The 25938-nt window shown below is 49.5% G+C and carries 26 protein-coding genes and 1 other annotated feature; of the genes, 15 read left to right on the top strand and 11 right to left on the bottom strand.

Annotated features, from left to right (window positions below; all coding sequences use genetic code 11):
- Positions 1-147: 147 nt before the first annotated feature.
- From ACMGGQ_RS13290 to ACMGGQ_RS13250, 9 genes are all read left to right on the top strand, one after another.
- Entirely contained in the window at positions 148-645 is a 498-nt protein-coding gene (locus ACMGGQ_RS13290) for an ABC transporter permease (protein ID WP_420290150.1), read from the top strand.
- A gap of 2 nt (positions 646-647) precedes the next feature.
- A complete protein-coding gene (locus tag ACMGGQ_RS13285; protein WP_045908612.1) occupies positions 648-1382 on the top strand; it encodes an ABC transporter ATP-binding protein in 735 nt (244 codons plus the stop codon).
- A gap of 13 nt (positions 1383-1395) precedes the next feature.
- Entirely contained in the window at positions 1396-3312 is a 1917-nt protein-coding gene (locus ACMGGQ_RS13280; RefSeq protein ID WP_420290149.1) for a rhamnan synthesis F family protein, read from the top strand.
- Between the two features lie 2 nt (positions 3313-3314).
- Complete coding sequence (locus tag ACMGGQ_RS13275) at positions 3315-4169, top strand: NAD-dependent epimerase/dehydratase family protein (RefSeq protein ID WP_045908610.1); 855 nt, start codon at positions 3315-3317, stop codon at positions 4167-4169.
- On the top strand, positions 4153-5061 hold the full coding sequence (locus tag ACMGGQ_RS13270) for a glycosyltransferase family 2 protein (protein ID WP_045908609.1): 909 nt from the start codon (positions 4153-4155) through the stop codon (positions 5059-5061). Before ACMGGQ_RS13275 ends, ACMGGQ_RS13270 begins: the two co-directional genes overlap by 17 nt.
- The gene (locus ACMGGQ_RS13265) at positions 5058-5831 is read left to right on the top strand and encodes a glycosyltransferase family 2 protein (protein WP_420290148.1); all 774 of its coding nucleotides are present in this window, start codon (positions 5058-5060) and stop codon (positions 5829-5831) included. The genes ACMGGQ_RS13270 and ACMGGQ_RS13265 overlap by 4 nt, the downstream gene beginning before the upstream one ends.
- Before the next feature lie 240 nt (positions 5832-6071).
- On the top strand, positions 6072-7478 hold the full coding sequence (gene gndA, locus ACMGGQ_RS13260) for an NADP-dependent phosphogluconate dehydrogenase (RefSeq protein ID WP_420290147.1): 1407 nt from the start codon (positions 6072-6074) through the stop codon (positions 7476-7478).
- A gap of 231 nt (positions 7479-7709) precedes the next feature.
- The gene (gene ugd / locus ACMGGQ_RS13255) at positions 7710-8876 is read left to right on the top strand and encodes a UDP-glucose 6-dehydrogenase (RefSeq protein ID WP_045908606.1); all 1167 of its coding nucleotides are present in this window, start codon (positions 7710-7712) and stop codon (positions 8874-8876) included.
- Positions 8877-9061: 185 nt separating this feature from the next.
- The gene (locus tag ACMGGQ_RS13250; protein ID WP_420290146.1) at positions 9062-10135 is read left to right on the top strand and encodes an acyltransferase family protein; all 1074 of its coding nucleotides are present in this window, start codon (positions 9062-9064) and stop codon (positions 10133-10135) included.
- Positions 10136-10393: 258 nt separating this feature from the next.
- On the opposite strand, the gene ACMGGQ_RS13245 is transcribed toward ACMGGQ_RS13250, so the two are convergent.
- From ACMGGQ_RS13245 to hisL, 10 genes are all read right to left on the bottom strand, one after another.
- Complete coding sequence (locus ACMGGQ_RS13245) at positions 10394-11398, bottom strand: NAD-dependent epimerase (protein WP_420290145.1); 1005 nt, start codon at positions 11396-11398, stop codon at positions 10394-10396.
- 142 nt (positions 11399-11540) lie between these two features.
- Positions 11541-12152 (bottom strand): bifunctional phosphoribosyl-AMP cyclohydrolase/phosphoribosyl-ATP diphosphatase HisIE, encoded by a 612-nt coding sequence (hisIE, locus tag ACMGGQ_RS13240; protein WP_045908603.1) that lies wholly within the window; start codon positions 12150-12152, stop codon positions 11541-11543.
- Positions 12146-12922 carry an imidazole glycerol phosphate synthase subunit HisF gene (gene hisF / locus ACMGGQ_RS13235; protein ID WP_061714814.1) on the bottom strand — a complete coding sequence of 259 codons (777 nt, stop codon included), beginning with the start codon at positions 12920-12922 and terminating at the stop codon, positions 12146-12148. The genes hisIE and hisF overlap by 7 nt, the downstream gene beginning before the upstream one ends.
- Positions 12904-13641: a 1-(5-phosphoribosyl)-5-[(5-phosphoribosylamino)methylideneamino]imidazole-4-carboxamide isomerase gene (gene hisA / locus ACMGGQ_RS13230; RefSeq protein ID WP_023616231.1), complete on the bottom strand. Its 738-nt coding sequence runs from the start codon at positions 13639-13641 to the stop codon at positions 12904-12906. Before hisA ends, hisF begins: the two co-directional genes overlap by 19 nt.
- A complete protein-coding gene (hisH, locus tag ACMGGQ_RS13225) occupies positions 13641-14231 on the bottom strand; it encodes an imidazole glycerol phosphate synthase subunit HisH (protein ID WP_420290144.1) in 591 nt (196 codons plus the stop codon). The genes hisA and hisH overlap by 1 nt, the downstream gene beginning before the upstream one ends.
- Positions 14231-15298 (bottom strand): bifunctional histidinol-phosphatase/imidazoleglycerol-phosphate dehydratase HisB, encoded by a 1068-nt coding sequence (gene hisB, locus ACMGGQ_RS13220; RefSeq protein ID WP_048223958.1) that lies wholly within the window; start codon positions 15296-15298, stop codon positions 14231-14233. Before hisB ends, hisH begins: the two co-directional genes overlap by 1 nt.
- Positions 15295-16356 (bottom strand): histidinol-phosphate transaminase, encoded by a 1062-nt coding sequence (hisC, locus tag ACMGGQ_RS13215; RefSeq protein WP_021241431.1) that lies wholly within the window; start codon positions 16354-16356, stop codon positions 15295-15297. Before hisC ends, hisB begins: the two co-directional genes overlap by 4 nt.
- Positions 16353-17657: a histidinol dehydrogenase gene (hisD, locus tag ACMGGQ_RS13210; RefSeq protein ID WP_420290143.1), complete on the bottom strand. Its 1305-nt coding sequence runs from the start codon at positions 17655-17657 to the stop codon at positions 16353-16355. Before hisD ends, hisC begins: the two co-directional genes overlap by 4 nt.
- 5 nt (positions 17658-17662) lie before the next feature.
- A complete protein-coding gene (gene hisG / locus ACMGGQ_RS13205) occupies positions 17663-18562 on the bottom strand; it encodes an ATP phosphoribosyltransferase (RefSeq protein WP_000886595.1) in 900 nt (299 codons plus the stop codon).
- 45 nt (positions 18563-18607) lie between these two features.
- Positions 18608-18731, bottom strand: a sequence feature (His leader region).
- Entirely contained in the window at positions 18707-18757 is a 51-nt protein-coding gene (gene hisL, locus ACMGGQ_RS13200; protein ID WP_001364200.1) for a his operon leader peptide, read from the bottom strand. It overlaps the preceding feature by 25 nt.
- Positions 18758-18932: 175 nt before the next feature.
- Here hisL and ACMGGQ_RS13195 point away from each other — a divergent pair, with 175 nt between their 5' ends.
- The 4 genes from ACMGGQ_RS13195 to plaP all read left to right on the top strand — a co-directional run bounded on the left by ACMGGQ_RS13195 (position 18933) and on the right by plaP (position 22358).
- Positions 18933-19757 carry an SDR family oxidoreductase gene (locus tag ACMGGQ_RS13195; protein ID WP_045908599.1) on the top strand — a complete coding sequence of 275 codons (825 nt, stop codon included), beginning with the start codon at positions 18933-18935 and terminating at the stop codon, positions 19755-19757.
- A 41-nt stretch (positions 19758-19798) separates the two neighbouring features.
- On the top strand, positions 19799-20728 hold the full coding sequence (locus ACMGGQ_RS13190; protein WP_045908598.1) for a LysR substrate-binding domain-containing protein: 930 nt from the start codon (positions 19799-19801) through the stop codon (positions 20726-20728).
- 219 nt (positions 20729-20947) lie between these two features.
- Complete coding sequence (gene yoeI, locus ACMGGQ_RS13185) at positions 20948-21010, top strand: membrane protein YoeI (RefSeq protein ID WP_100245854.1); 63 nt, start codon at positions 20948-20950, stop codon at positions 21008-21010.
- Positions 21000-22358: a putrescine/proton symporter PlaP gene (gene plaP / locus ACMGGQ_RS13180; RefSeq protein ID WP_008499462.1), complete on the top strand. Its 1359-nt coding sequence runs from the start codon at positions 21000-21002 to the stop codon at positions 22356-22358. Before yoeI ends, plaP begins: the two co-directional genes overlap by 11 nt.
- A gap of 123 nt (positions 22359-22481) precedes the next feature.
- On the opposite strand, the gene sbcB is transcribed toward plaP, so the two are convergent.
- Entirely contained in the window at positions 22482-23918 is a 1437-nt protein-coding gene (sbcB, locus tag ACMGGQ_RS13175) for an exodeoxyribonuclease I (RefSeq protein ID WP_370974986.1), read from the bottom strand.
- 198 nt (positions 23919-24116) lie between these two features.
- Between sbcB and dacD the strand changes: the two genes are divergently transcribed.
- Positions 24117-25283, top strand: coding sequence for a serine-type D-Ala-D-Ala carboxypeptidase DacD (gene dacD, locus ACMGGQ_RS13170; RefSeq protein ID WP_032646438.1), 1167 nt, complete (start codon positions 24117-24119; stop codon positions 25281-25283).
- Positions 25284-25402: 119 nt separating this feature from the next.
- The gene (gene sbmC, locus ACMGGQ_RS13165; RefSeq protein WP_420290142.1) at positions 25403-25876 is read left to right on the top strand and encodes a DNA gyrase inhibitor SbmC; all 474 of its coding nucleotides are present in this window, start codon (positions 25403-25405) and stop codon (positions 25874-25876) included.
- Positions 25877-25938: the final 62 nt, after the last annotated feature.

Genomic DNA, 25938 nt, shown 5'->3' with positions numbered 1-25938 from the left:
TATGGCGATTATCGCAGTGGTATTTTCGCTGGTAATGAAGTTTCAGGTTAATGAATACGCTATATTTTTATTTGCCGCGATGATACCCTGGTCAGTTTTTTCTAACTCTCTTAACCAGGGGGGGGAGCATTACTGGCGAATGAATCTTTGTTTAAAAAAATATATCTACCAAAACAATTGTTTGTAATATCCGTAGTTATCTCAACATTGGTGGATTCACTGCTTAGCACTGCTTGCTTGTTTATTATAGCTTTGATACTGGGTGCTAAAATATCGTCTGCTCTATTTTTCCTGCCCGTTGCATTTCTGCTTTTGGTCATGTTTTCTCTTGGTGTCACGTTTATACTTTCAATTGTGACTGTTTATTATAGGGACGTACAATATCTTATTGGGGTTGTATTACAAGCATTATATTTTGCCACACCAATCATTTATCCGATAACTGCTATACCAGAAAAGTTCCATGTGATATTTACATGGAATCCACTTGTATATTATATTGACCTCTTCCGTTCGCCAATTTATTCAGGAACCTTACCTGAAACTCAATCGCTAATAATATGCTCTGTTTGTTCGTTGCTGAGTATTATCTTCGGTATCATCTATTTTAGACGCAATGACGCAAAAGTTATATTTAGGTTGTAAATATGAATTCTGAAATAGTTCTTAAAAATGTTGGATTGCAGTTTGCACTGCATCACAATAAAAATTCAAGTTTAAAAGAGTTGTTCGCTGATTTATTCTCCAGAACTCATCAGAAAAAAAATGATACCTTTTTAGCTCTAAATAATATTAATTTGGAAATTAACCACGGTGATAGGTTAGGCATTATTGGACACAATGGAGCAGGTAAGAGCTCTTTATTGAAAATTTTGTGCAAAATTTATACGCCAACGAGTGGTACGATTGATATAAAAGGTAAAGTAGCACCACTACTTGAGATAGGTGCAGGTTTTAATCCGGAGTTGAGTGGTAGAGAAAATATTTACCTCAATGGAACGATTCTTGGTTATAATTTAAAAAGATTGAAAGAAATTGAGCCAGACATCATTAATTTCTCTGAGCTTGAACAATTTATAGACACGCCGGTAAAATATTATTCGACTGGTATGTATATGAAGCTGGCGTTCTCAATCGCTACCGCTACTCAGCCTGATATTCTAATTCTTGATGAACTTTTCGCTGGCGGTGATGCCGATTTTATCAAAAAAGCACAGGCAAGAATGAAAGCGATGATAGAAGATTCCAATATTATGGTGTTTGTTTCTCACCAAATGGATCTTTTGCTTGAACTTTGCAATCGAGTTATTTGGGTTGACCATGGCAATATCATTGCTGATGGCAAACCTGATGAAATTATTAATCAATATTTGAAAAAATGAGTGGTAATGTTTAATGCGCAGGATTGCCTTTTATCTTTTTTATGACGAATTTGGTGAAGTTGATGATTATATCCCAACCAAGCTGACTGCATTAAAGGAATTTGTCGAAGATATTGTTGTTGTTTCGAATTCGAAAATGACCGTCGCAGGAAGGGCAAAGCTTGAAAAGATTGGGGCTACTGTTTTCTGCCGAGAAAATGTGGGCTTCGATGTTTGGGGTTATAAAGAAGGAATGGAAACTATTGGCTATGATGAATTAGCCAGTAAATACGATGAGGTTATTTTACTCAATTACACCTTCTTTGCCCCGATTTTCCCTTTTTCCGAACTTTTCAATGAAATGGATAGCAGGGCGTGTGATTTCTGGGGGATTAGCGAACATAACGAAATGGTTCCAAATCCGTTTACAGGAACTGGAGTCTTGCCTCGTCATATACAATCTCATTTCATTGCAATTCGCAAGAAAATGTTAAACTCCATTGAGTTTAAAAAATATTGGCAAGATATGCCAATGATTAATAGTTATACTGATTCTGTTTTAAGTCATGAATCACGCTTTACGTCTCATTTCCAGGCAATGGGCTTCACATCATCTGTTTATATAAGCAATGATAACTACCCATCAGATTACCCAACATTCATTGACGTTAAGCGAACTATTGAAAATAGATGTCCAATTCTTAAACGTCGTTTATTTTTCCATGATCCAATGTGGCTTGACATTAACTGTGTAGATCTACGCGGAGCTGTGGAGACCATCGAGAAGACAAGTGATTACGATATTGGTCTTATCAATCAAAATATTAATCGCACAGTAAAACCACGCATTCTTTACACAAATCTGGAACAGTTAAGGATCTTGCCTGATAATTATCCTTCTCCAGAGTATAACAACGTAGGGAATCCGGAACCAAAAATTGCTGTTCTTGCTCATGTATTTTATTCAGATATGTGGGAAGAAATTTATTCTTATATAAAAAATATTCCTTATAAATATGATTTGTATATTTCAACCTCAAGCGAAAAAGATGCATCCATACTAAGAGAAAAAACGAAAGATATCGGGAAGTATGTTGAGGTTCGCGTCGTTGAGGAAAACAGAGGACGTGATATGTCCTCATTATTTATCACATTTAAGGACATTGGTACCAGTGATAAATATGATTATATCTGTCGCTTACACTCGAAAAAATCCCCGCAGAATGGATTTGCACGTGCTGATTCGTTTAAAAAACATCTCTATGAGAACCTTCTCGGGTCACCAGAATATATTACCAACGTTATTGGTTTGATGAATAAGCGTAATGATATAGGAATAATTTGTCCACCGCTTGTTCACATCGGTTTCCCTACAATGGGCCATGCCTGGTTTGCAAACTATTGGCCAACAAGTGAATTATGTAAGAAGCTTGGCGTTGTTGTTCCATTGGATGATGACACTCCTGTTGCAGTATATGGGACGATGTTCTGGTTCAGGCCCGCTGCTTTACGTCCTTTATTTGAGCATAATTGGAAATGGACAGATTTTAATGCTGAGCCAGCGCATGTCGATGGTAGTTTATCGCATGTTCTTGAGCGCATTATTAGTTATGTAGCAAAAAATGAAGGATTTAGTGTTTATAGTGTAATGACACCAACTCAAGCAGAAAAGAATTATGCTAAGTTAGAATTTAAGCATCAGAAAATTATGTCTGCCCTGCCTAATGGTGACGTTTACTGGCAATATTCAAGCTTGCTTAGGTTGTTTACCGAAACTAAATCGGGTAAACCGGATTTCCTTGCTGTATTAAGCGGATGTTCAAGACTGCTGTTTAGTTCGTTTAGACGTACGGTTTGGGATAAATATCCTCGTGTGGCTAAAACGCTATATGGACCATATCGTTTAACGAAAAAAGCCTATAAACTTGTAAAATTTAAGAAGAACAACTGATTATGAAAATTGCTGTTACTGGTGCTGGTGGTTACATAGGTAAACATGTCGTGAAAGCATTGACTTCAATGCATCACGATGTTGTCGCAATAACATATCCCGGTTCAAGAAATACGATTACATCGGAAGTTCTTGAAATGGATATTTTAGATGCGAGTGATGATAAAATCATTGAAGTTTTCTCTGACTTTGATGCTGTGCTTCATCTAGCCTGGAGTGCTGGTTTTAACCATCACGATCAGGGTCATATCGCTAATGTTATGAACCACTATCGATTTTTAAAAGCCTTGATTAGCGCAGGTGTACAAAATATTTCAGTGGCCGGAACCATGCATGAAATAGGTTATCATGTTGGGGAGATTACTGAAAAGACGGCTTGTAATCCTAGTAACCCTTATGGGATCGCGAAAAATTTCTTACGCCAGATCTGCACTTATGAAATGGAAAAGGCCGGAATTTCATTAAAATGGCTGCGTATGTATTACATAACTGGTGATGACAGAAACAGTAATTCAATTTTCTCAAAAATAATGGCTGCAGAAGATGCCGGTAAAGAAACTTTCCCACTTAACAGTGGAGAAATGCTGTATGATTTTATCGACGTTGAATGCCTTGCAAAACAAATCGCGACAGCGACTATCCAGACAGAGGTTGCTGGAGTGATTAACTGCAGTAGCGGCAAACCGAAAAGTTTACGTACAGCAGTAGAAGAGTTTATAGAACAGCATAGACTCAAAATTAAACCAGTTTATAATGTATTCCCAGCTCGTGCCTATGACTCTCCAGCTATCTGGGGTAATAGTAATAAAATTGAGCAAATCATGGCAAATGGTTGCACTGATGACAAGCAGGGATAATTCTCAGCCACATAAGGTTATAGCAATTGTTGTAACCTTTAATCCTGTAACAACCAATCTATCGTCACTTGTCTCTCAGTTAGAGACACAATCCTATCGAACTATTATCGTCGACAATGGTAGTGACAATATTGAGGATATTTCCAGGCTTCAGACTTCCTGCTCTAACGTTGAGCTTTTGTCCCTTTCTGATAATATCGGTATTGCCGCTGCTCAAAACAAAGGTATCCGCCATGGTCTTACTCTTGGCGGAGATTTTACATTATTCTTTGATCAAGATAGCAGTATAGCTGAAGATTTTGTCAGCAAAATGGTCGAAGATTTTGTATCTCTTAAGCAGAGTTACAATATTGCTGCTCTTGGACCAACACTGCAGGATAGCCGCTATAAAAAAATATATCCTGTAATTAGAATGTCCAGGCATGGCTTACGCACTAAAATCATTCCCGATATAACATCATCTAAACCTGTTGAAGTGTCATGCATTATTGCCTCAGGATGTCTTGTCGATAATAAGGTTTTATTGTTAGACAACCTTATGGACGATTCACTTTTCATTGATTATGTTGATACTGAATGGTGTTTAAGAGTTATTAGCCGTGGTTTTAAAATCTTTATTACTCCAAATGTCATTATGCAGCATGAAATAGGTGATGCTCATATTGAAATGTTGGGGTTTGTTATTCCTGTTCACTCTGCATGGCGCCGTTATTATCGAGTCAGGAATGGTGTATTTATGTTAAAAATGCCTCACATTCCAAAGCTATTAGCTATTCGGGAAATTGTTTTTTCTTTTGTGCATCAAATGATTTTACTTTTTAAAAGTAAAAACATTGAATACCTGAAGGTATATTTCCGTGCAATGTCAGATGCAGTCAGAAAATTATTATGATACACATAATAGTAGTAAGTCATTTTCATGATGATTATATCAAGTCATTAATTAATAAAATTAATGATTCTCAGTTTGATGCGAGCTCTCTATTTAGAATATACATAAAAGATAATGTAAATAGCCTTGGATTGCGAGAGTTTTGCGCGAGCGAAAAGATTTGTTATATTCCATCTCTTGAGCGTTCGGGGTTTTCACGCAATAACAATCATGCTGTTGCAAAGATAATTGAAGATTATTGCGTTAATTTTCAGGAAGATTATTTCTTATTTCTCAATCCAGACGTATTGGTCGATGCTGACACGCTTAAACAATTAAGTGGAATACTTGCATGCCATAAATATGATCTCTTTACAGCTGATCTCTACAAAGATCAGAATTTGACTGTACGAGATCCCTCAGTCAGACATTTTCCCAAATTAGTTAACTTCTTTACTTCGTATTTTCTGGGTTATAATAAAAGTATAATAGATCGCTCTGATATTAACACTCATCAGGTTGTTGACTGGTGCGCCGGTTCTTTTTTAGGGATGAAATGCTCGGTTTTTAATCAAATCAATGGTTTCGATGAGCAATTTTTTATGTACTGTGAAGATATCGACATTTGTATCAGAGCAAAAAATGCAGGTTATAAATTAGTCTATCTTCCTGAATTAAAAGTAGTACATTTTAGTCAAAATGATAATAGAACATTGTTTAGCAAACATTTTCTATGGCATCTGAAAAGCGTTATGTACATGTTTCGTAAACATGTTTTAAAAGTCTGTTGAAATTAAAGGCGATCGGAGAACGTGTAAATTGCAATTACTTCAGATGGTAATTCAGTATGCCTCGCTGCGTAACATTTTTTGGTCTGAAATGTTTTCCGAAATGTGCACTTAAGGTTAAACAGATGGGACAAGAAGTTTACATGGCTACTGTTCATCGCAATAAATTTTAAGTTAACATGTTTACACTTTGTATCGCCGGGAAGAATCCGCTGGCGTATCCACACCTGACAGGAGTACGTAATGTCCAAACAACAAATCGGTGTTGTCGGTATGGCTGTTATGGGGCGCAATCTGGCGCTCAACATCGAAAGCCGTGGCTATACCGTTTCCGTTTTCAACCGTTCCCGTGATAAGACCGAAGAAGTGATTGCCGAGAACCCAGGCAAGAAACTGGTTCCTTTCTATACGGTGAAAGAGTTCGTTGAGTCTCTGGAAACGCCTCGTCGTATCCTGTTAATGGTGAAAGCAGGTGCAGGTACCGATGCTGCTATCGACTCTCTGAAGCCTTACCTCGAAAAAGGCGACATCATCATTGATGGCGGTAACACCTTCTTCCAGGACACCATCCGTCGTAATCGTGAACTTTCTGCTGAAGGCTTCAACTTCATCGGCACCGGTGTTTCCGGTGGTGAAGAGGGCGCGCTGAAAGGCCCATCTATCATGCCTGGCGGCCAGAAAGATGCATACGAACTGGTTGCACCTATCCTGACCAAAATCGCAGCCGTGGCTGAAGATGGTGAGCCTTGCGTAACCTATATCGGTGCGGACGGTGCAGGTCACTATGTGAAAATGGTGCACAACGGCATCGAATACGGCGATATGCAGCTGATTGCGGAAGCATACTCTCTGCTGAAAGGCGGCCTGAACCTCACCAATGAAGAGCTGGCGGAAACCTTCACCGAGTGGAACAAAGGCGAGCTGAACAGCTACCTGATTGACATCACCAAAGATATCTTCACGAAGAAAGATGAAGAGGGTAAATACCTGGTTGATGTGATTCTGGATGAAGCAGCGAACAAAGGCACCGGTAAATGGACTAGCCAGAGCTCTCTGGATCTGGGTGAACCACTGTCTCTGATCACCGAATCTGTCTTCGCGCGTTACATCTCTTCCTTGAAAGAGCAGCGCGTGGCGGCATCTAAAGTGCTGTCTGGCCCGCAGGCTAAACCAGCGGGTGATAAAGCGGAGTTCGTTGAGAAAGTGCGTCGTGCACTGTACCTGGGGAAAATCGTTTCTTACGCGCAAGGCTTCTCTCAGCTGCGTGCGGCATCAGACGAGAACAACTGGGATCTGAACTATGGTGAGATCGCGAAGATCTTCCGCGCGGGCTGCATCATTCGTGCGCAGTTCCTGCAGAAAATCACCGATGCCTATGCTGAAAACGCCGGTATCGCCAACCTGCTGCTGGCACCGTACTTTAAGAAAATTGCGGACGAATACCAGCAGGCGCTGCGTGACGTGGTTGCCTACGCTGTGCAGAACGGTATCCCGGTTCCGACCTTCTCTGCTGCAGTAGCCTACTATGATAGCTATCGTGCTGCGATACTGCCGGCTAACCTGATTCAGGCACAGCGTGACTACTTCGGCGCACATACTTACAAGCGTACTGATAAAGAAGGTGTGTTCCACACGGAATGGCTGGATTAATCTGATTTAACCTCAGGTTGTATGCAAACCCGGAGATATTCTCCGGGTTTTTTTTACATCAAAATAATCACCAAATGTTCGAAGTAGTCTGAATGTTGTCACGAGACGGGCTAATCCTCTGGCTTCGCCTTGACAGTCCCACAAGGCAGGAGGTAAAAAGCCCAACAGTCATTGGTTATCATGATGGTCCTCGGGTCATCTTAACAGTTCACTTACAGAAGTTACTCGCAAATGAAAATAACTATTTCCGGTACAGGGTATGTAGGTCTCTCCAACGGTATTCTTATTGCTCAGAATCACGAAGTGGTCGCGCTAGATATCGTTCAGGCCAAAGTGGACATGCTCAATAAGAAGCAGTCCCCGATTGTAGATAAAGAGATTGAAGAGTATCTGGCAACGAAGCCGTTAAACTTCCGCGCTACGACTGACAAGCGTGATGCTTACGTGGGGGCAGAATATGTGATTATCGCCACCCCTACAGATTACGATCCCAAAACCAACTATTTTAATACCTCAAGCGTTGAGTCGGTCATCCGTGATGTCATTGAGTTCAATCCAGATGCGGTCATGATCATTAAATCCACCATTCCGGTTGGTTTTACCCAGTCGGTTAAAGAGAAGTACGGTATCGATAACGTTATTTTCTCGCCAGAATTCTTGCGTGAAGGTCGCGCGCTTTACGATAACCTGCATCCATCACGAATCGTGATTGGCGAACGCTCTGAGCGTGCAGAGCGCTTTGCGGCGCTGTTGCAGGAGGGCGCGACGAAGAAAGATATTCCGACGCTCTTTACCGACTCAACAGAAGCGGAAGCCATCAAGCTCTTTGCCAACACCTATCTGGCAATGCGTGTTGCTTACTTCAATGAACTGGACAGCTATGCTGAGAGCCTTGGACTTAACAGTCGTCAGATCATCGAAGGTGTTTGCCTCGATCCACGAATTGGTAACCATTATAACAATCCCTCTTTTGGCTACGGCGGTTACTGTCTGCCTAAAGATACTAAGCAGCTATTGGCAAACTATCACTCCGTTCCAAACAATATTATCTCGGCGATTGTGGACGCCAACCGCACACGTAAAGATTTCGTGGCGGACTCCATTCTTTCCCGTCAGCCTAAAGTGGTGGGCGTCTATCGTCTGATTATGAAAAGTGGATCCGACAACTTCCGCGCTTCATCCATTCAGGGGATCATGAAGCGTATCAAGGCCAAGGGTGTACAGGTCATTATTTATGAACCTGTCATGCAGGAGGACGAGTTCTTCCATTCGCGCGTTGTGCGGGATCTAAATGCATTCAAGCAAGAAGCCGATGTAATCATTTCTAACCGCATGGCTGAAGAACTGGCGGATGTTGCAGATAAAGTCTACACGCGCGATTTATTTGGTAGTGACTGATTGAACATTCTGGCACCCCAACCTATGGTGGTGCCAGTTTGAGCTGTCTATTTATAATTATGCGCATCGTTCCTACCTAAGTGATTTCTCATATCGAATGTCCATTGAATTGCTGATATTTATTCAATAGTATTACATTCGCTATCTATATTTCTGTTTTTGAAATGACCACTGGAATATGATAAATGAACAATAATAATGTAACAACTTCAAATATGCGTCTATTTGCGCCAGATTTCATAAGAGTGATATCATTTTTTATGATCGTATTGTTCCATTATAATGTGGAAATATATTACAACTACCCCGGTTTTTTAAAGCTCGGTGAATTGTCCTATTTCGGTCAGACAATGGGTGATGTTGGCATTTCTATGTTTATCATTATTTCCGGGTTGTCTTTGGTTATCAGCACCAAAGACAATAATGACTATGTTCTTTTTCTGAAAAAAAGAGTGCTTGCAATATTCCCATCGTTTTGGATAAGTTATTTAATTGTTGCTGCACTTATGCTAATTATCAAAGGCAGTTTTGTTGGAGATGGGCATTATTGGAAATTTATTCTCTCAATAATTGGTCTTGATGGCTTTTTTCTTTATCGGATGCAGAACTATTATCTGGTGGGGGAATGGTATACAGGTTATATGATTATCACATATCTATTCTTTCCTGTGCTGTATGAAGCTATCAAGAAAATGCCAGTAATTGCATGGGGAGTCGTGTCAGCTATATTTTTTGCTGTTGGACTTAACTATCAAAAACTGTTCTCTGTTTATATTAATTGTAATCCTCTTATGCGGTTGCCAGATTTTTTATTTGGCATGAGCTATGCTTATTTTATTTTAAAGGACAAAAAAAATCGTCTCTATGCAATGTTAGCAGGAATGTTAGCCTTAGCTATTGCAGTTCCTGCTCGTGAAAGCATAATGCCGCAACTGTACATGTTAATTTTTGGTGTTTCTTTATTTTCAATAGCTGTTTATTTGATTGAGTTTTTGGGATGTATAGACTGGCTCAGAAACATTACCAGTTATTTTGCAAAACATGCATTCGTTGCATTTTTATTTCATCATCAGATTCTCTATTTTGTCATGAGTAAAATTGGCGGGCGTATTTCTTCAGGGCTTGAGTCTTTGTGTGTGTTTTTATTTATACTTTTCTCAAGTGTTGTTATGGCAATATTGACGGAGCCCTTAGTCAGGATCTTAACTAAAAAAATGAGAGCTATCTTGTTACCTTCTGTTTCGACTTCCAGTCGTTAATTATACTCATGAAGACGCATCTGGGAAAACGGATGCGTCTTTTACGTTGTTTATTGGAATTTTGATAGTAAGTTGTCTTATTTTTAAATAGCCAGAAATAAAAATACTGCAACCACGACAAAGCTATCAGGAATGACTTCTGATATATAATTAAAACATGCTGATGTTGGCGGTGTTATATTGTTAACCCAAAATGAAAAATCCACCTTTAAAAAGGTGGATAGAGAGGGTTTTTAAATATTATGCCTGTGTATAGTTTTAAAGCTTATAAAAAGCCCGATACCAGTTCACAAAATTCTTCACGCCTTCCTTCACCGACGTTTTCGGCTTAAACCCAATCACGTCATAGAGCGCCGTGGTATCCGCGCTTGTTTCGAGCACGTCACCTGGCTGAACAGGCATCATATTTTTATCCGCTTCTTTGCCTAACGCTTCTTCCAGCGCGGTGATGTAATCCATCAGCTCTACGGGCGCACTGTTGCCAATGTTGTAAACACGGTACGGCGCAGAGCTGGACGCCGGAGACCCTGTCTCAACGGTCCAGTTCGCATCGGCCTGAGGGATAACATCCTGCAGGCGAATAATAGCTTCAACAATATCATCGATATAAGTGAAGTCGCGCTTCATCTTGCCATAGTTGTAAACATCAATACTTTTGCCTTCAATCATGGCCTTAGTAAATTTAAACAGCGCCATGTCCGGACGGCCCCATGGCCCATACACGGTGAAAAAGCGCAGGCCGGTCGTCGGGAGATTGTAAAGATGAGAGTAGGTATGCGACATCAGTTCGTTGGATTTTTTCGTCGCGGCATACAAGGAAACCGGGTGATCAACCGAGTCATCGGTGGAGAAAGGCATCTTTCGGTTCAGGCCGTAAACAGAGCTGGAAGAAGCATACAGTAAATGCTGCACCTTGTTGTGTCGGCAGCCTTCCAGTACGTTGAGATGGCCGATAAGGTTTGATTGCGCGTAAGCGTGCGGATTTTCCAGAGAGTAACGTACGCCAGCCTGCGCGGCGAGGTGGATCACGCGGTCAAACTTCTCAGCTGCAAACAACGAGGCCATCCCTTCGCGATCGGCCAGATCCAGCTTATGGAAAGTGAAATTGTCGGATGTAAGCAGATCCAGTCGCGCTTGCTTCAGATTGACATCGTAATAGTCATTAAGGTTATCAATTCCTACAACCTGATGTCCTGCCTGCAGCAGGCGCTCGCTGACGTGGAAACCGATAAAGCCGGCAGCGCCGGTGACCAGAAATTTCATCTTCAACCTCAATGTTAAATGAGTAACTCTTAACGCATAGAATCGTGCGTTTACACTATCGGCTGATGATACCCGCTCACGGAAGGAATGATAACTGCTTTATTACAGGAAAAGGGGAGCGAGCGCTCCCCCGGTAGGATGTTTATTTATGTCTTTTACGTAAATTCTCAATCACCGCCGTCAAATCCAGCGCCTGATCCTGCAGGAGCACCAGCAGGTGATACATCAAATCAGAGGCTTCATTCGTCAGCTCCTCGCGATCATGCACGGTCGCGGCCAGCGCAGTCTCAACGCCTTCTTCACCCACCTTCTGCGCGATTCGCTTGGTGCCGCTGGCGTACAGCTTCGCGGTATAAGAACTCTCGGGATCTGCCGTTTTACGTTCTGCCAGCAGTTGCTCCAGTTGATACAGGAAAAGCCACTGATGACTCGCCTCGCCGAAGCAGCTGCTGGTGCCCTTATGGCAGGTCGGACCGATTGGGTTTGCCAGCACCAGCAGGGTATCGTTATCGCAGTCAGGCGTAATGCTGACCACGTTCAGGAAATGACCCGAGGTTTCCCCTTTGGTCCACAGACGCTGTTTCGTGCGGGAGTAAAACGTCACTTTGCCGCTTTCGATCGTTTTCGCCAGCGCGTCCTGGTTCATATAGCCCAGCATCAGCACTTCGCCTGAGATGGCATGCTGGACAACCACCGGCAGTAATCCATCCGTTTTTTCCCAGTCCAGCTGCGCCTGTTGTTGCTCTGTTAACATACCCTGATCTCCACGCCCTGGTCGGCCAGGTACGTTTTTAACTCACCAATATTAATAATCTGTTTGTGGAACACGGAAGCGGCCAGCGCGCCGTCCACGTTAGCATCGCGGAAGGCTTCGAGGAAATGTTCCATGGTGCCCGCGCCGCCCGATGCAATCAGCGGAACGTGGCAGACTGCACGGACTTTTTTCAGCTGCTCGAGGTCATACCCGTTACGCACGCCATCCTGGTTCATCATGTTCAGCACAATCTCGCCCGCGCCACGTTTCTGCACTTCCTGCACCCAGTCGAGCGTTTCCCACTGCGTCACGCGCGTGCGGCTTTCGTCACCCGTATATTGATTGACGTGGTACTTGCCCGTTGCGACGTCATACCAGGTGTCGATCCCAACCACAATACACTGCACGCCAAAACGATCGGCGAGGCGAGTAATCAACTCCGGGTCGGCCAGGGCAGGGGAGTTGATGGAAATCTTGTCGGCACCAAACGAGAGAATTTGGGCCGCATCGTCAGCGGATTTAATCCCGCCCGCCACGCAGAACGGAATATCGATCACTTCCGCCACGCGAGCTACCCAGCTTTTGTCGACTACGCGGCCATCGCTGGACGCGGTAATATCGTAGAACACCAGCTCGTCTGCGCCTTCATCAGCATAGCGTTTTGCCAGCGGAACGATGTCGCCAATGATCTCGTGGTTGCGGAACTGCACGCCTTTCACGACCTGGCCGTCACGTACGTCCAGGCAAGGGATTATCCGTTTTGCCAGCATTGAATCGCCTCCGTCACCGTAAATTTACCTTCCAGCAGGGCTCGGCCCACAATCACGCCCTGTACGCCCGTTCCGCGCAGCGCGGCAATATCGTTTAAATCACCAATTCCGCCCGAAGACTGGAACGCCACCTGCGGATAACGCGCGCAGATCTCTTCATACAGCGAGACGTTGGAGCCCGCCAGCGTGCCGTCACGGGAGATATCCGTGCACAGCACGTGCTTCAGGCCAACGGGGAGATACATCTCGACCAGCGCCTCCAGCGTCACGCCAGAGTTTTCCTGCCAGCCGCTGACCGCCACCTGCTTATTACCTTGTTCATCAATGCGCACGTCCAGCGCCAGTACCAGCGCGTCGGCGCCAAAGCGGCGGAACCAGCCTTTTACGATCTCAGGCTCTTTCACCGCGGTTGAACCGACCACCACGCGCGCTACGCCCGCGTCCAGCAGTGCCGCAACGTCATCTTCTGTACGTACGCCGCCGCCCACCTGTACCGGCACATCAACACCGGCAACCAGATTTTTCAGCAGAGGGATCTGGCGTTTTGCCGGGTCTTTCGCACCTGTTAAATCGACCAGATGCAGCACCTGAGCCCCCTGGGCGGCATAATCCTGCAGACGCGGCAGCGGATCGTTTCCGTAGTCTCGCTGCTGCCCGTAATCGCCCTGATGAAGACGGACAACCGTGCCGTCAATTAAATCTAACGCGGGAATAATCATCACATCTCCAGGAAGTTTTTCAGCAGCTGCGCGCCCGCGGCGCCTGAGCGCTCCGGGTGAAACTGTACGCCGAAGAAATTGTCTTTCTGCACGGCTGCGGTAAACGCCTCGCCGTAAGTGCACTGGGCGATCGTATTCACGTTCACCGGCATGGCGTAGCTGTGTACGAAGTAAAAATACGCGCCGTCTTCAATGCCGCGAAAAAGCCTGTCGCCCGCTTTGGCGTACACGCGGTTCCAGCCCATATGCGGCAGAGGCAGACCGTGGTCGGTCATCTTCGGCACGTCTTCGTCGATAATGCCCAGCAGGTCAACGCCGTTATTCTCTTCGCTGCGGCGGCCAAGAATCTGCATGCCCAGGCAAATCCCCAGCACCGGCTGGGTACAAGCCTTGATCAGATCGACCAGCTCGCGCGTGTGGATCTGAACCATCGCCGCCTGCGCAGTGCCCACGCCCGGCAGGAATAACTTGTCGGCACGCAGCACCACGTCCGGGTCACGGCTGACCACCGGCTCGTAGCCGTGGCGCGCAATCGCCGACTTTACGGAGTTCAGGTTGGCGCATCCGGTATCCAGAATCACCACGTTCATTACAGGACTCCTTTTGATGAGGGCAGGGCGTCACCTTCCACGCGGATTGCCTGGCGCAGCGTGCGGCCGAAGGCCTTGAAGAGACTCTCTACGCGGTGGTGGTCGTTCTTGCCTTTGGTCTTAAGGTGCAGCGTCAGGCCCATGGTGTAGGACAATGAACGGAAGAAGTGCTCCACCATTTCGGTGCTCAGATCGCCCACGCGCTGGTAATTGAAGTCTGCTTTATATTCCAGGTGCGGACGTCCGGAGATATCCATCGCACAGCGCGCCAGACACTCGTCCATCGGCAGGACAAAGCCAAAACGGTTGATGCCGCGTTTATCACCGAGCGCCAGCTTGAGGGCTTCACCCAGCGCCAGGCCGGTATCTTCCACGGTATGGTGATCGTCAATATAAAGATCGCCTTTTACCGTGATCTCCATGCGGAAACCGCCGTGGGTGGCAATCTGATCCAGCATGTGGTCGAAGAAACCCACGCCGGTGTGGATCTTGCTGCCGCCTTCGCGGTCCAGCCAGACCTTCACATCAATCTGCGTCTCTTTGGTGTTACGTTCAACGTGCGAGTAGCGGTCACGTTTTGTCAGTTGTTCGCCAATCATCGCCCAGTTAAGGTTGTTATGGTCGTAGCGAAGCCCCGCGATGCCCATGTTTTCCGCGAGCGTAATATCAGTGATGCGATCGCCGATGACATAGCTGTTGGCCTTATCCAGCACATCCTCTGCCAGATAGCGCTCGACAAGCTTCACCTTTGGCTTACGGCAGTCACACTCATCGGCTGGCATGTGCGGGCAAATCAGCACTTCATCAAACACCACGCCCTGAGAGGTCAGCACCTGCATCATTAAATTATGCGGGCCGTCAAAGTCTGCCTGCGGGAAGCTGTCGGTACCCAGACCGTCCTGGTTGGTGATCATCACCAGCTTGTATCCGGCTTTTTGCAGCTTGAGCAGCACCGGGATCACGTCAGGTTCAAACGCCAGCTTGTCGAATCGGTCGACCTGAAAATCAGCTGGTGGCTCCGAAATAAGGGTGCCGTCACGATCGATGAAAAGGATCTTCTGGGTCATACTTTCTCCGCTTTCAGGGCGTCAATTACGCGCTGGCTCTCTGCGCGGGTGCCGACGGTAATGCGCAGGCATCCGCTCAGAGAAGGTTGTTTATTCTGGTCTCGTAAGATAATGCCCTGATCCCACAAAGATTTAAATACGGCGCTGGAGGCGGTAAAGCGCACCAGGATGTAGTTGGTTTCCGAGTCGAATACCTGCTCCACGCACGGGATATCCTTCAGGGCGGTCACCAGGTACTGACGTTCCTCCAGGATTTGCGCCACGCGCTCGCGCATCGCGTTAATCCCCTGAGGCGTCAGCGCCTGTGCCGCAATATCGGCAACCGGCGTCGAGAGGGGGTACGGAGCGATCACCTTCAGCAGCAGGTCGATGACCTCTTTATTCGCCAGGGTGAATCCGCAGCGCAGACCCGCGAGGGCGAAAGCCTTCGACAGCGTACGCAGCACCACCAGGTGCGGATACTCTTCCAGCCAGCCTGCCAGCGTTGCCTGCGGGCAGAACTCGATGTAGGCTTCGTCGGCGACCACCAGCGCTTTTCCGCGCGTCATCTCCAGCAGGGTTCGGATATCCTGTGGGTTAATAATCTGGCCGGTCGGGTTGTTTGGGCTACAGACAAAGACGACTTTTACGCCGTCAAGATTGTCGGCAATGCCCTGCAGATCCAGCTGCCAGTTCTCCAGGGAGAGCACGTTGCGGCACGCCACCCCAAAGGTTTCCGCGCTGACGCTGTACATGCCGTAGGTCGGCTGGCAGTACATGACGGCGTCTTTGCCCGGCTCGCAGAACGCGCGGATCAGCAGCTCAATGCCCTCATCCGCGCCGCGGCTGACCAGCACCTGCTCTGGCTTCACGCCAGCATACTGCGCGTAGTTTTCGATTACCGCCTTCGGCTGACACTCCGGATAACGGTTCAGCGTTTGCTGCGACAGCTCAAACTGCACCGCCGTTGGATATTCGTTGGCGTTCAGCCAGACATCCCCTTTACCGCCCAGACGACGCGCAGATTGATAGGGCGTCAGGCGACGGACATTTTCGCGGGCTAATTCTTCAATGTTCATGCTTGCTCCTTCAGGGCTGCAACGCGCAGCGTAACGGCATTTTTGTGGGCGGTCAGACGCTCGGCGGCGGCCAGAGTTTCAATGGTGGACGCCAGTGAGGCAAACCCTTCGCGGGAGAGTTCCTGCACGGTCATGCGTTTCTGGAAATCCGCCAGTCCCAGGCTGGAACAGGTTGAGGTATAGCCATACGTTGGCAGCACGTGGTTGGTGCCGGAGGCGTAATCGCCCGCGGACTCCGGAGACCAGTCGCCGAGGAACACCGAGCCCGCGCTGGTAATGCTGTCGACCAGATCGCGCGCGTTGCGGGTCTGAATGATCAGGTGCTCCGGGCCGTACTGGTTAGAAATGGCAATGCACTGCTCAAGATCGCGCGCCACAATCAGGCGGCTGGCCGCTAACGCCTGGCGTGCCGTGTCGGCGCGGGGCAGATCGGCAAGCTGACGCTCCACGGCTTCGCCCACGCGTTTCGCCATATCGGCATCCGGCGTCAGCAGGATGACCTGCGAATCCGGGCCGTGTTCCGCCTGGGAAAGCAGGTCGGACGCGACGAAATCCGGCGTGGCGCCGCTGTCGGCAATCACCAGCACTTCAGACGGGCCGGCAGGCATATCGATGGCCGCGCCGTCCAGACGCTGGCTGACCTGGCGCTTGGCTTCGGTCACATACGCATTGCCCGGGCCAAATATTTTATCGACCTTAGGAATGGCGTCTGTGCCAAACGCCAGGGCCGAAATCGCCTGCGCGCCGCCCACTTTATAGACCGCCTGCACGCCGCACAGCTTCGCCGCATACAGAATCTCGTCGGCTATCGGTGGCGGCGAGCACAGCACCACTTTCTGACACCCGGCAATGCGCGCGGGTGTCGCCAGCATCAGTACGGTGGAGAAAAGCGGGGCAGAGCCGCCGGGAATATAGAGGCCGACGGAGGCAACCGGGCGGGTTACCTGCTGGCAACGCACGCCGGGCAGGGTTTCCACATCCACGGTCTGCAGCTTTTGCGCGGTGTGGAAAGTATCAATGTTTTTCACCGCAACGGCCATCGACTGCTTGATGTCATCACCCAGACGATTGCTGGCATCAGTCATTTCCTGCTCGGTAACCTGTAATGCGCCGACTTCCGTCTTATCAAACTTTGCACTGTATTCACGCAGCGCGTCATCGCCGCGGGCTTTGACGTTATCCAGGATCTCCGCCACGGTGCGCGAGATGCTTTCAGAGGCGGAAATCGCCGGGCGCATCAGCAGCTCGCGCTGCTGTGCGTCGCTACAAGTATTCCAGTCGATGATTGTGTTAAAGCTCATGGCCATTACTCCATCATCTTCTCAATCGGCAGCACCAGGATGGAGCTTGCGCCCAGCGCCTTCAGTTTTTCCATGGTTTCCCAGAACAGGGTTTCGCTGCTCACCATGTGCATCGCCACGCGCTGCTGATCGCCCGCCAGCGGCAGGATGGTTGGGCGCTCGGCGCCCGGCAGCAGGGCAATGACTTCATCCAGACGCTCGGTTGGGGCGTGCATCATGATGTATTTGGATTCACGCGCCTGAATGACGCCCTGAATACGGGTCAGCAGTTTGTCGATCAGCTGCTGCTTAGCGTCGGCCATCTCGCCGTCACGCTGAATCAGGCACGCTTTGGAGCGGTAGATCACCTCCACTTCGCGCAGACCGTTCGCTTCCAGCGTCGCGCCGGTAGAGACCAGGTCACAGATGGCGTCCGCGAGACCCGCACGCGGCGCCACTTCAACAGAACCGTTCAGCAGACAGGATTTAAACTGCACGCCTTTCTGATCCAGATAGCGCTTTAACAGGTGAGGGTAGGAGGTGGCGATACGTTTGCCGTTCAGCGCCGCCGGGCCGTCCCACGCTTCATCAACCGGCGTTGCCAGCGACAGGCGGCAGCCGCCGAAGTCCAGACGACGCAGGGTGAAGTAACGCGGGTCTTCGCCCTGCGCGCGGCGGGTCAGCAGCTCTTCTTCCAGTACGTTTTCGCCGATGATGCCGAGGTCAACGACGCCATCCATGACCAGGCCGGGAATATCGTCATCACGCACGCGCAGAATGTCGATGGGCATGTTTTCAGCCAGAGCAATCAGGCGCTGGGTGTGCAGGTTAATTTTAATCCCGCAGCGGGCCAGCAGTTCGCGTGAATCGTCACTCAAACGGCCTGATTTTTGAATAGCTATGCGTAAACGTGAGTTATCTAACATTCTTTATTCCTCGTTAACCTGTTTTAACCTGTCTGAATTCGGTCCAAAAAAAAGCCCCCGGAAGAAGATCTTCCGGGGGCTTTTTCATGCGTTCATGCACCACTGGAAGATCCAAACGTCTTCCAGCACACATCGCCTGAAAGACTAGTCAGGATGATGGTGATGATGGTGGTGTTTAAATTGAACGCGTGTCATATAAATTCTCGATGAATGCTTATTCATTTGATGTCTTTTAACCTAAACCAGTTGTGCGACATATTGCAAGGGCTTTTTTTGATCATTAATTCATTTCATATTGATGCTATGAATTGTGTGTTCTGCCGGGCTGGCGTAGCCTTATGAAAGACGAGTAAGAGTCAGGAGAATTCGCATGAAAAAGGTCGCGATTGTCGGTTTAGGATGGCTCGGAATGCCGCTGGCGATGTCATTAGCCGCGAAAGGCTGGCAGGTGACCGGGAGCAAGACCACCCGAGATGGGGTCGAAGCAGCGCGCATGTGCGGTATTGATGGCGTTGAACTGCGTCTGGAGCCGGAACTGGTGTGTGATGCGGACGATCTGGACACCCTGATGAACGTCGATGCGCTGGTAATTACGCTACCCGCGCGGCGCAGCGGCCCGGGCGAATCATTTTACCTGCAGGCGATGCAGGAGATTGTCGACAGCGCGCTGGCGCATCATGTTCCGCGCATTATTTTTACCAGCTCGACGTCGGTCTATGGTGAGGTTGAGGGCGTAGTAAAAGAGACTTCCGAGCGCCGTCCCGTTACGGCGAGCGGTCAGGTTCTGAAAGAGCTGGAAGACTGGCTGCATCATCTTCCCGGCACCCAGGTTGATATCGTACGTCTGGCGGGGCTGGTAGGCCCGGGTCGTCATCCGGGACGCTTTTTTGCCGGGAAGTCGGCGCCAGATGGCCAACATGTTGTCAATCTTGTGCATCTTGATGATGTGGTTGGCGCGATTGAGCTACTCTTACAGGCTCCGAAAGGCGGACACATCTATAATATATGTGCACCGTCTCATCCGGCGCGCAGCACGTTTTACCCGCTGATGGCACGTCAGCTGGGCCTGGCTCCGCCGGTCTTTGGTGAGGCAAAGGATGGCAGTAAAGGCAAAATTGTTGATGGCAATCGCATTTGTCATGAGCTGGGGTTTGAGTATCAGTATCCCGATCCGCTGGTGATGCCCATGGAATAAATCCCGCAGCGGAGACCGTCGCACACCGAAAGGGGGCGAGCATGAAACCGCTGCTGGATGTTCTTATTATTCTGGATGCACTGGAAAAAGAGGGAAGCTTTGCCGCTGCGTCGGCAAAACTCTACAAAACCCCTTCGGCCCTGAGCTATACCGTCCAAAAACTGGAAAGCGACCTCAATATCCAGATCCTCGATCGCTCCGGGCATCGCGCCCGTTTTACCCGCACCGGACAGATGCTGCTGGAAAAAGGCCGTGAAGTCCTCCATACCGTTCGTGAACTCGAAAAACAGGCCGTCAAACTTCACCAGGGATGGGAAAACGAGCTGGTGATTGGCGTGGATGACACTTTCCCGTTTTCTCTCCTGACGCCGCTGATTGAGGCTTTCTATCAACACCACAGCGTGACGCGGCTGATCTTTATCAACGGCGTGCTGGGGGGCTCCTGGGATGCCCTAACCCAGGGCAGGGCGGATATTTTTGTCGGTGCACTCCACGAGCCTCCCCAGTTAAGTGAGTTTGGCTTTGCGCGTCTGGGCGTGCTGGAGCAGGTGTTCGCCGTAGCGCCCCATCATCCGCTGGCTCAGGAAGCTGAGCCGCTTAACCGCCGCGTGATTAAAGGCTACCGCGCCATCGTGGTCGGGGACAGCTCTCGCCCGGAATGTGCGGTTTCCTCGCAGCTGCTTGACGAGCAGGAGGCCATCACCGTTTTCGACTTTAAAACCAAGCTGGAGCTGCAAATCAGCGGTCTGGGCTGCGGTTATTTGCCCCGCTATCTGGCACAGCGGTACATTGACAGCGGTGCGCTTGTTGAAAAACAGGTACTTGCTCAAAACAGCCATGAATCGGTATGGGTGGGCTGGAATGAGCAAACCGCCGGGCTCGCCAGCGCCTGGTGGCGGGACGAAATTTTAGCAAATAGTGCTATCGCTGCTGTATATGCTCAGGGCAGTGCCGAGAAATCAGCCAGTTAGAAAAAAGAAAATTACCCGCTGCGTTGCAAAGTATTGCCTTTTGTATCCGATGTGGGGCAAAATGCGGCCGCTGCAACCAAATGAATAATCGACGATATAAAAGGCGTCGGTTATTTTTTTTTGCATGTACGAAACGAAACTAAAAACCAAGAGGCCGGGCTTCGTACCGGATAGATATTTACTAAAATCCGACAGTTGTTGTCGCTGAGGAAGAAAGAAATGGGGCAATTTTTCGCTTACGTGGCGGTTATCACCGTAAAGGAGATTAACTATGTCGCATAACGCAACTCCAAACACCTCTCGCGTGGAATTACGTAAAACGCTTACGTTGATTCCGGTTGTTATGATGGGCCTGGCCTATATGCAACCGATGACGCTGTTCGATACATTCGGTATCGTATCGGGCCTCACCGACGGTCATGTGCCGACGGCTTACGGCTTCGCGCTGATTGCGATCCTCTTTACCGCGCTGAGCTACGGTAAGCTGGTGCGTCGCTATCCGTCTGCGGGTTCCGCCTACACCTATGCCCAGAAATCCATCAGCCCGACGGTTGGCTTTATGGTGGGCTGGTCTTCGCTGCTCGACTATCTGTTCGCGCCGATGATCAACATTCTGCTGGCAAAAATCTATTTTGAAGCGCTGGTGCCATCGATTCCCTCGTGGATGTTCGTCGTGGCGCTGGTGGCCTTTATGACGGCCTTTAACCTGCGCAGCATCAAGTCCGTTGCCAACTTTAACTCTGTTATCGTTGTGCTTCAGGTTGTGCTGATTGCGGTTATTCTTGGCATGGTTATTTACGGCGTATTCCACGGCGAAGGCGCGGGCACCCTGGCGAGCAGCAAACCGTTCTGGTCTGGTGATGCGCATGTGATCCCGATGATTACCGGGGCAACCATTCTGTGCTTCTCCTTTACCGGTTTTGACGGGATCAGCAACCTGTCTGAAGAAACGAAAGATGCAGAGCGCGTGATTCCTCGTGCCATCTTCCTGACGGCGCTGATTGGCGGTCTGATCTTTATTTTCTCAACCTATTTCCTGCAGCTGTATTTCCCGGATATCTCTCGCTTCAAGGATCCGGATGCGTCTCAGCCGGAAATCATGCTGTATGTGGCGGGTAAAGCGTTCCAGGTCGGCGCGCTGATCTTCTCCACCATCACCGTACTGGCGTCCGGTATGGCCGCGCATGCAGGCGTTGCACGTCTGATGTACGTAATGGGCCGCGATGGCGTATTCCCGAAAAGCTTCTTCGGCTACGTGCATCCAACCTGGCGTACCCCGGCGATGAACATTATCCTGGTCGGTGCGATCGCGCTTCTGGCGATTAACTTTGACCTGGTGATGGCAACGGCGCTGATTAACTTCGGTGCGCTGGTGGCGTTCACCTTTGTTAACCTGTCGGTTATCTCTCAGTTCTGGATCCGTGAAAAGCGTAACAAGACGCTGAAAGATCACTTCCAGTATCTGTTCCTGCCGATGTGTGGTGCCCTGACCGTGGGCGCGCTGTGGGTTAACCTGGAAGAGAGCTCGATGGTGCTTGGCCTGATTTGGGCGGGTATCGGCCTGGTTTACCTGGCCTGCGTCACGAAGAGCTTCCGTAACCCGGTTCCTCAGTACGAAGACGTCGCGTAAGACTGTGTCGGGTGGCGGCTACGCCTTACCCGACCTACATACCCCGTAGGCCCGCGTAAGCGCAGCGCCACCGGGCAAAAAAAAAGCCGGAGACATCGCCTCCGGCTTTTTTATACCCATCGATCAAACTATCTCTTGCGCGTACTGGTACAGGGATTTCAGCAGTGCCTGTTTCTCAGCATTCCCTTCATACTGGCCATAAAGCATTTCAAGCTCCTGTGCGTAGTTGTGCAGATACTCTGGCGTAAACACGTTGCGACGGTGCTGCAGCCAGCGTTCCTGCTCTGCTTCATCCAGGGTTCCCGGGTAATTACGCGCGCGGTAATTAAACATCAGCTTTTCGATGCGCTTATCAGCGAAGGTGATATCCAGCGCCGGTAAGTTACGCGGCTCGGTTTGCAGAACGATATTCATGGCCGCGCGATCGGCATCACTGAAGAAACCGTTATACAGCTGGGCGTCCACGTTTTCAGACGGCACGAACGGCTCGGCTTCGGCAAAGATGGCGACCACTTTCTCGCGCACCTGCGGATTTTCACGCAGCACTTTGAGATTATCGAGGCAGTGCTGGCGGTTTATGCCCAGCCTGTCAGCATCTTCCGGGCGCAGCGTATTCGCCTGCGCCAGGACCGGACATTTATTGATATGCACCAGTTTGACCGGCACCGCAGGCAGATCGCCGAGTTCATTCTTCGGCGTGTACAGCCGTTCACGCAGGGTATCGCTGTCGAGCTCCAGCAGCGGTGAAATATCGCCCGCCAAATCCACCATGATGACCGCATTACGGTTGTCCGGATGCCACGCCAGCGGCGCGACCCAGCTGGTATTGCCGCGCCATGCGCCAAACATGCCGGAAATATGCACCAGGGGTTTCATCTGCGGTACGTCGATAAGGGTCATAAGCTTCTGCTTGCTGCGATGGCTGAGCAGATACTCGAACAGTCGTGGCTGCGCGCTTTTCACCAGCTTCGCCATGGCAATGGTGGCATAGACGTCCGCCATCGCGTCGTGGGCATTGCTGTGCTCAATGCCGTTGGCGCGCGTCAGGTGTTCCAGCCGGAAGCTGGTCAGCCCTTCCTCATTTTCCGGCCAGTGAATGCCCTCAGGACGCAGGGCGTAGCAGGCGCGCATGATGTCGAGCAAATCCCAGCGCGAATTGCGGTTCTGCCAGCTCCAGGCATAGGGATCGTAGAAGTTACGATAGAAGATGTTGCGCGTCACTTCGTCATCGAAGCGGATGTTGTTGTAACCGACCACGCAGGTGTTGGGGACGGTAAACAAGTCGTGGATGCGTCGGGCGAATTCTGCCTCGTTAACGCCTTTTTCCCGCGCTTCCTGAGGGGTGATCCCGGTGACCATGACCGCGCCGGGCTGCGGCAGATAGTCATCCGCAGGCTTGCAGTAAAAGACCTCGGGCTCGCCAATGATGTTGAATTCGTCGTCGGTACGGATGGCGGCAAACTGCGCCGGTCGGTCCAGCGCCGGGTGCGTGCCAAAGGTTTCGTAATCGTGGAACAAAAAAGTCGGGCGAGCGGCAGAGTCAGACACCAGTAATACCATCCTGTTAAAAAATGACGTCACTATGGTAAACGATCGTGCGGGTCAGACCGAATAAAAAGCGCCGCCGCGTCGCAAATTTGCGCGCCAGCTTCAGAGAAAAATCTGCGTTCTGTCACATTTTTTTGCAATTAAGCCAGGTAACGACATCAGAACTCCCGTAAAAAGGTCATCGATTTTTAATGACCTGAGGATATACCGTTGAAACGCCGTCTGTTTATTGCTGTTTCTTTACTCGCTTCGAGTGTCTCATCTGCTTTTGCGGCCGAACCACTGGATTTTTCGCCGCAGCCTCCGGCCATTCAGGCGGGCTCCTGGGTGCTGATGGATTACACGACTGGTCAGATTTTAACGGCGGGCAACGAACATCAACAACGTAATCCGGCGAGCCTGACCAAGCTGATGACGGGCTATGTGGTGGATCGGGCCATTGATAGCCACCGCATTACCCCGGATGACATCGTCACCGTAGGACGTGATGCCTGGGCAAAAGGGAACCCGGTGTTTGACGGTTCATCGCTGATGTTCCTGAAAGAGGGCGATCGCGTCTCCGTGCGCGATCTGAGCCGCGGCCTGATTGTCGATTCCGGCAACGACGCCTGCGTGGCGCTGGCCGATCACGTGGCGGGTGGGCAGCCGCAGTTTGTGAAGATGATGAACGACTATGTGCAGAAGCTGAACCTGCGCGATACGCATTTTGAAACCGTCCACGGGCTGGACGCGCCCGGCCAGCACAGCTCGGCATATGACCTGGCCGTTCTCTCCCGGGCCATCATCCACGGCGAGCCTGAGTTTTATCATATGTACAGCGAAAAGAGCCTGACCTGGAACGGAATCACCCAGCAAAACCGTAACGGCCTGCTCTGGGATAAGACCATGAACGTGGACGGGTTGAAAACGGGGCATACCTCAGGGGCCGGTTTTAACCTGATTGCGTCTGCCGTAGACGGCCAGCGCCGTTTAATCGCGGTGGTGATGGGGGCGGATAGCCCGAAAGGGCGCGAAGACCAGGCCCGGAAACTGCTGCACTGGGGGCAGCAGAATTTCGATACGGTGCAGATCCTGCATAGCGGTAAAAAAGTAGGGACAGAGCGCATCTGGTACGGCGATAAGGAGCAGGTGAAACTGGGCACCGATCAGGACTTCTGGCTGGCCTTGCCGAAAGCGGAGGTTCCCAACATCAAAGCCAAGTACGTTCTGGATAAAAAAGAACTGGAAGCGCCGATTGCTGCGCATCAGCGGGTCGGGGAGATTCAGCTCTATGACCGCGACAAGGTGGTAGCCCACTGGCCGCTGGTCACGCTGGAAGCCGTTGATAAAGGCGGCCTGTTCTCTCGTCTGAGCGATTATCTGCACCACACGCTCTAACGGCAGATGAGCAGACTGGCAGGGTTGCGAGTCTGCTCACATAATAAACACTCCTCGTTTGCTGATAATCATAATCCCGTTTTGTAGTGTATAAATATACAGTGATGAGCGGAGGCAGTATGGACTACAGCATTACGCAGCAACAGAAACGTAAGATTGCCGGTTTTCATTTGGTCGGCCCGTGGGAACACACGGTAAAACGGGGCTTTGAACAGCTGGTCATGTGGGTCGACGGGCGTCACATTGAGCCGCTGGAGTGGGTGGCGGTCTATTACGATAACCCGGATGAAGTCCCGGCAGAAAAACTGCGCTGTGATACGGCCGTGACGGTACCGGATGATTTCGTCATCCCGGAAAACAGCGAAGGCGTCATGATGACGGAAATCGCGGCCGGGGATTATGCCGTGGCGACGGCGCGCGTGGAAAACTACGACTTCGCCACGCCGTGGTATCAGTTCTTCAATTCCCTGCTGCAGGACAATAAGTACCAGATGGCGCTCAAACCCTGCTTCGAGCGCTATCTCAATGACGGCAATGCGGACGGCTACTGGGATATCGAAATGTATATCGCCGTCGAGCACAAAACGGTTTAAGCCTGCTAAATGAAGGGTTTTTCAGCCGGGAGCGATCCGCCCGGCTGAAAACACAGTACAAT

It is taken from the genome of Enterobacter sp. BNK-13, from assembly GCF_048685015.1.
Taxonomy (GTDB): Bacteria; Pseudomonadota; Gammaproteobacteria; order Enterobacterales; family Enterobacteriaceae; genus Enterobacter; species Enterobacter quasiroggenkampii.
Note: the sequence above shows the minus strand (reverse complement) of the source record. Positions and strands in the feature narration are given on the sequence as shown.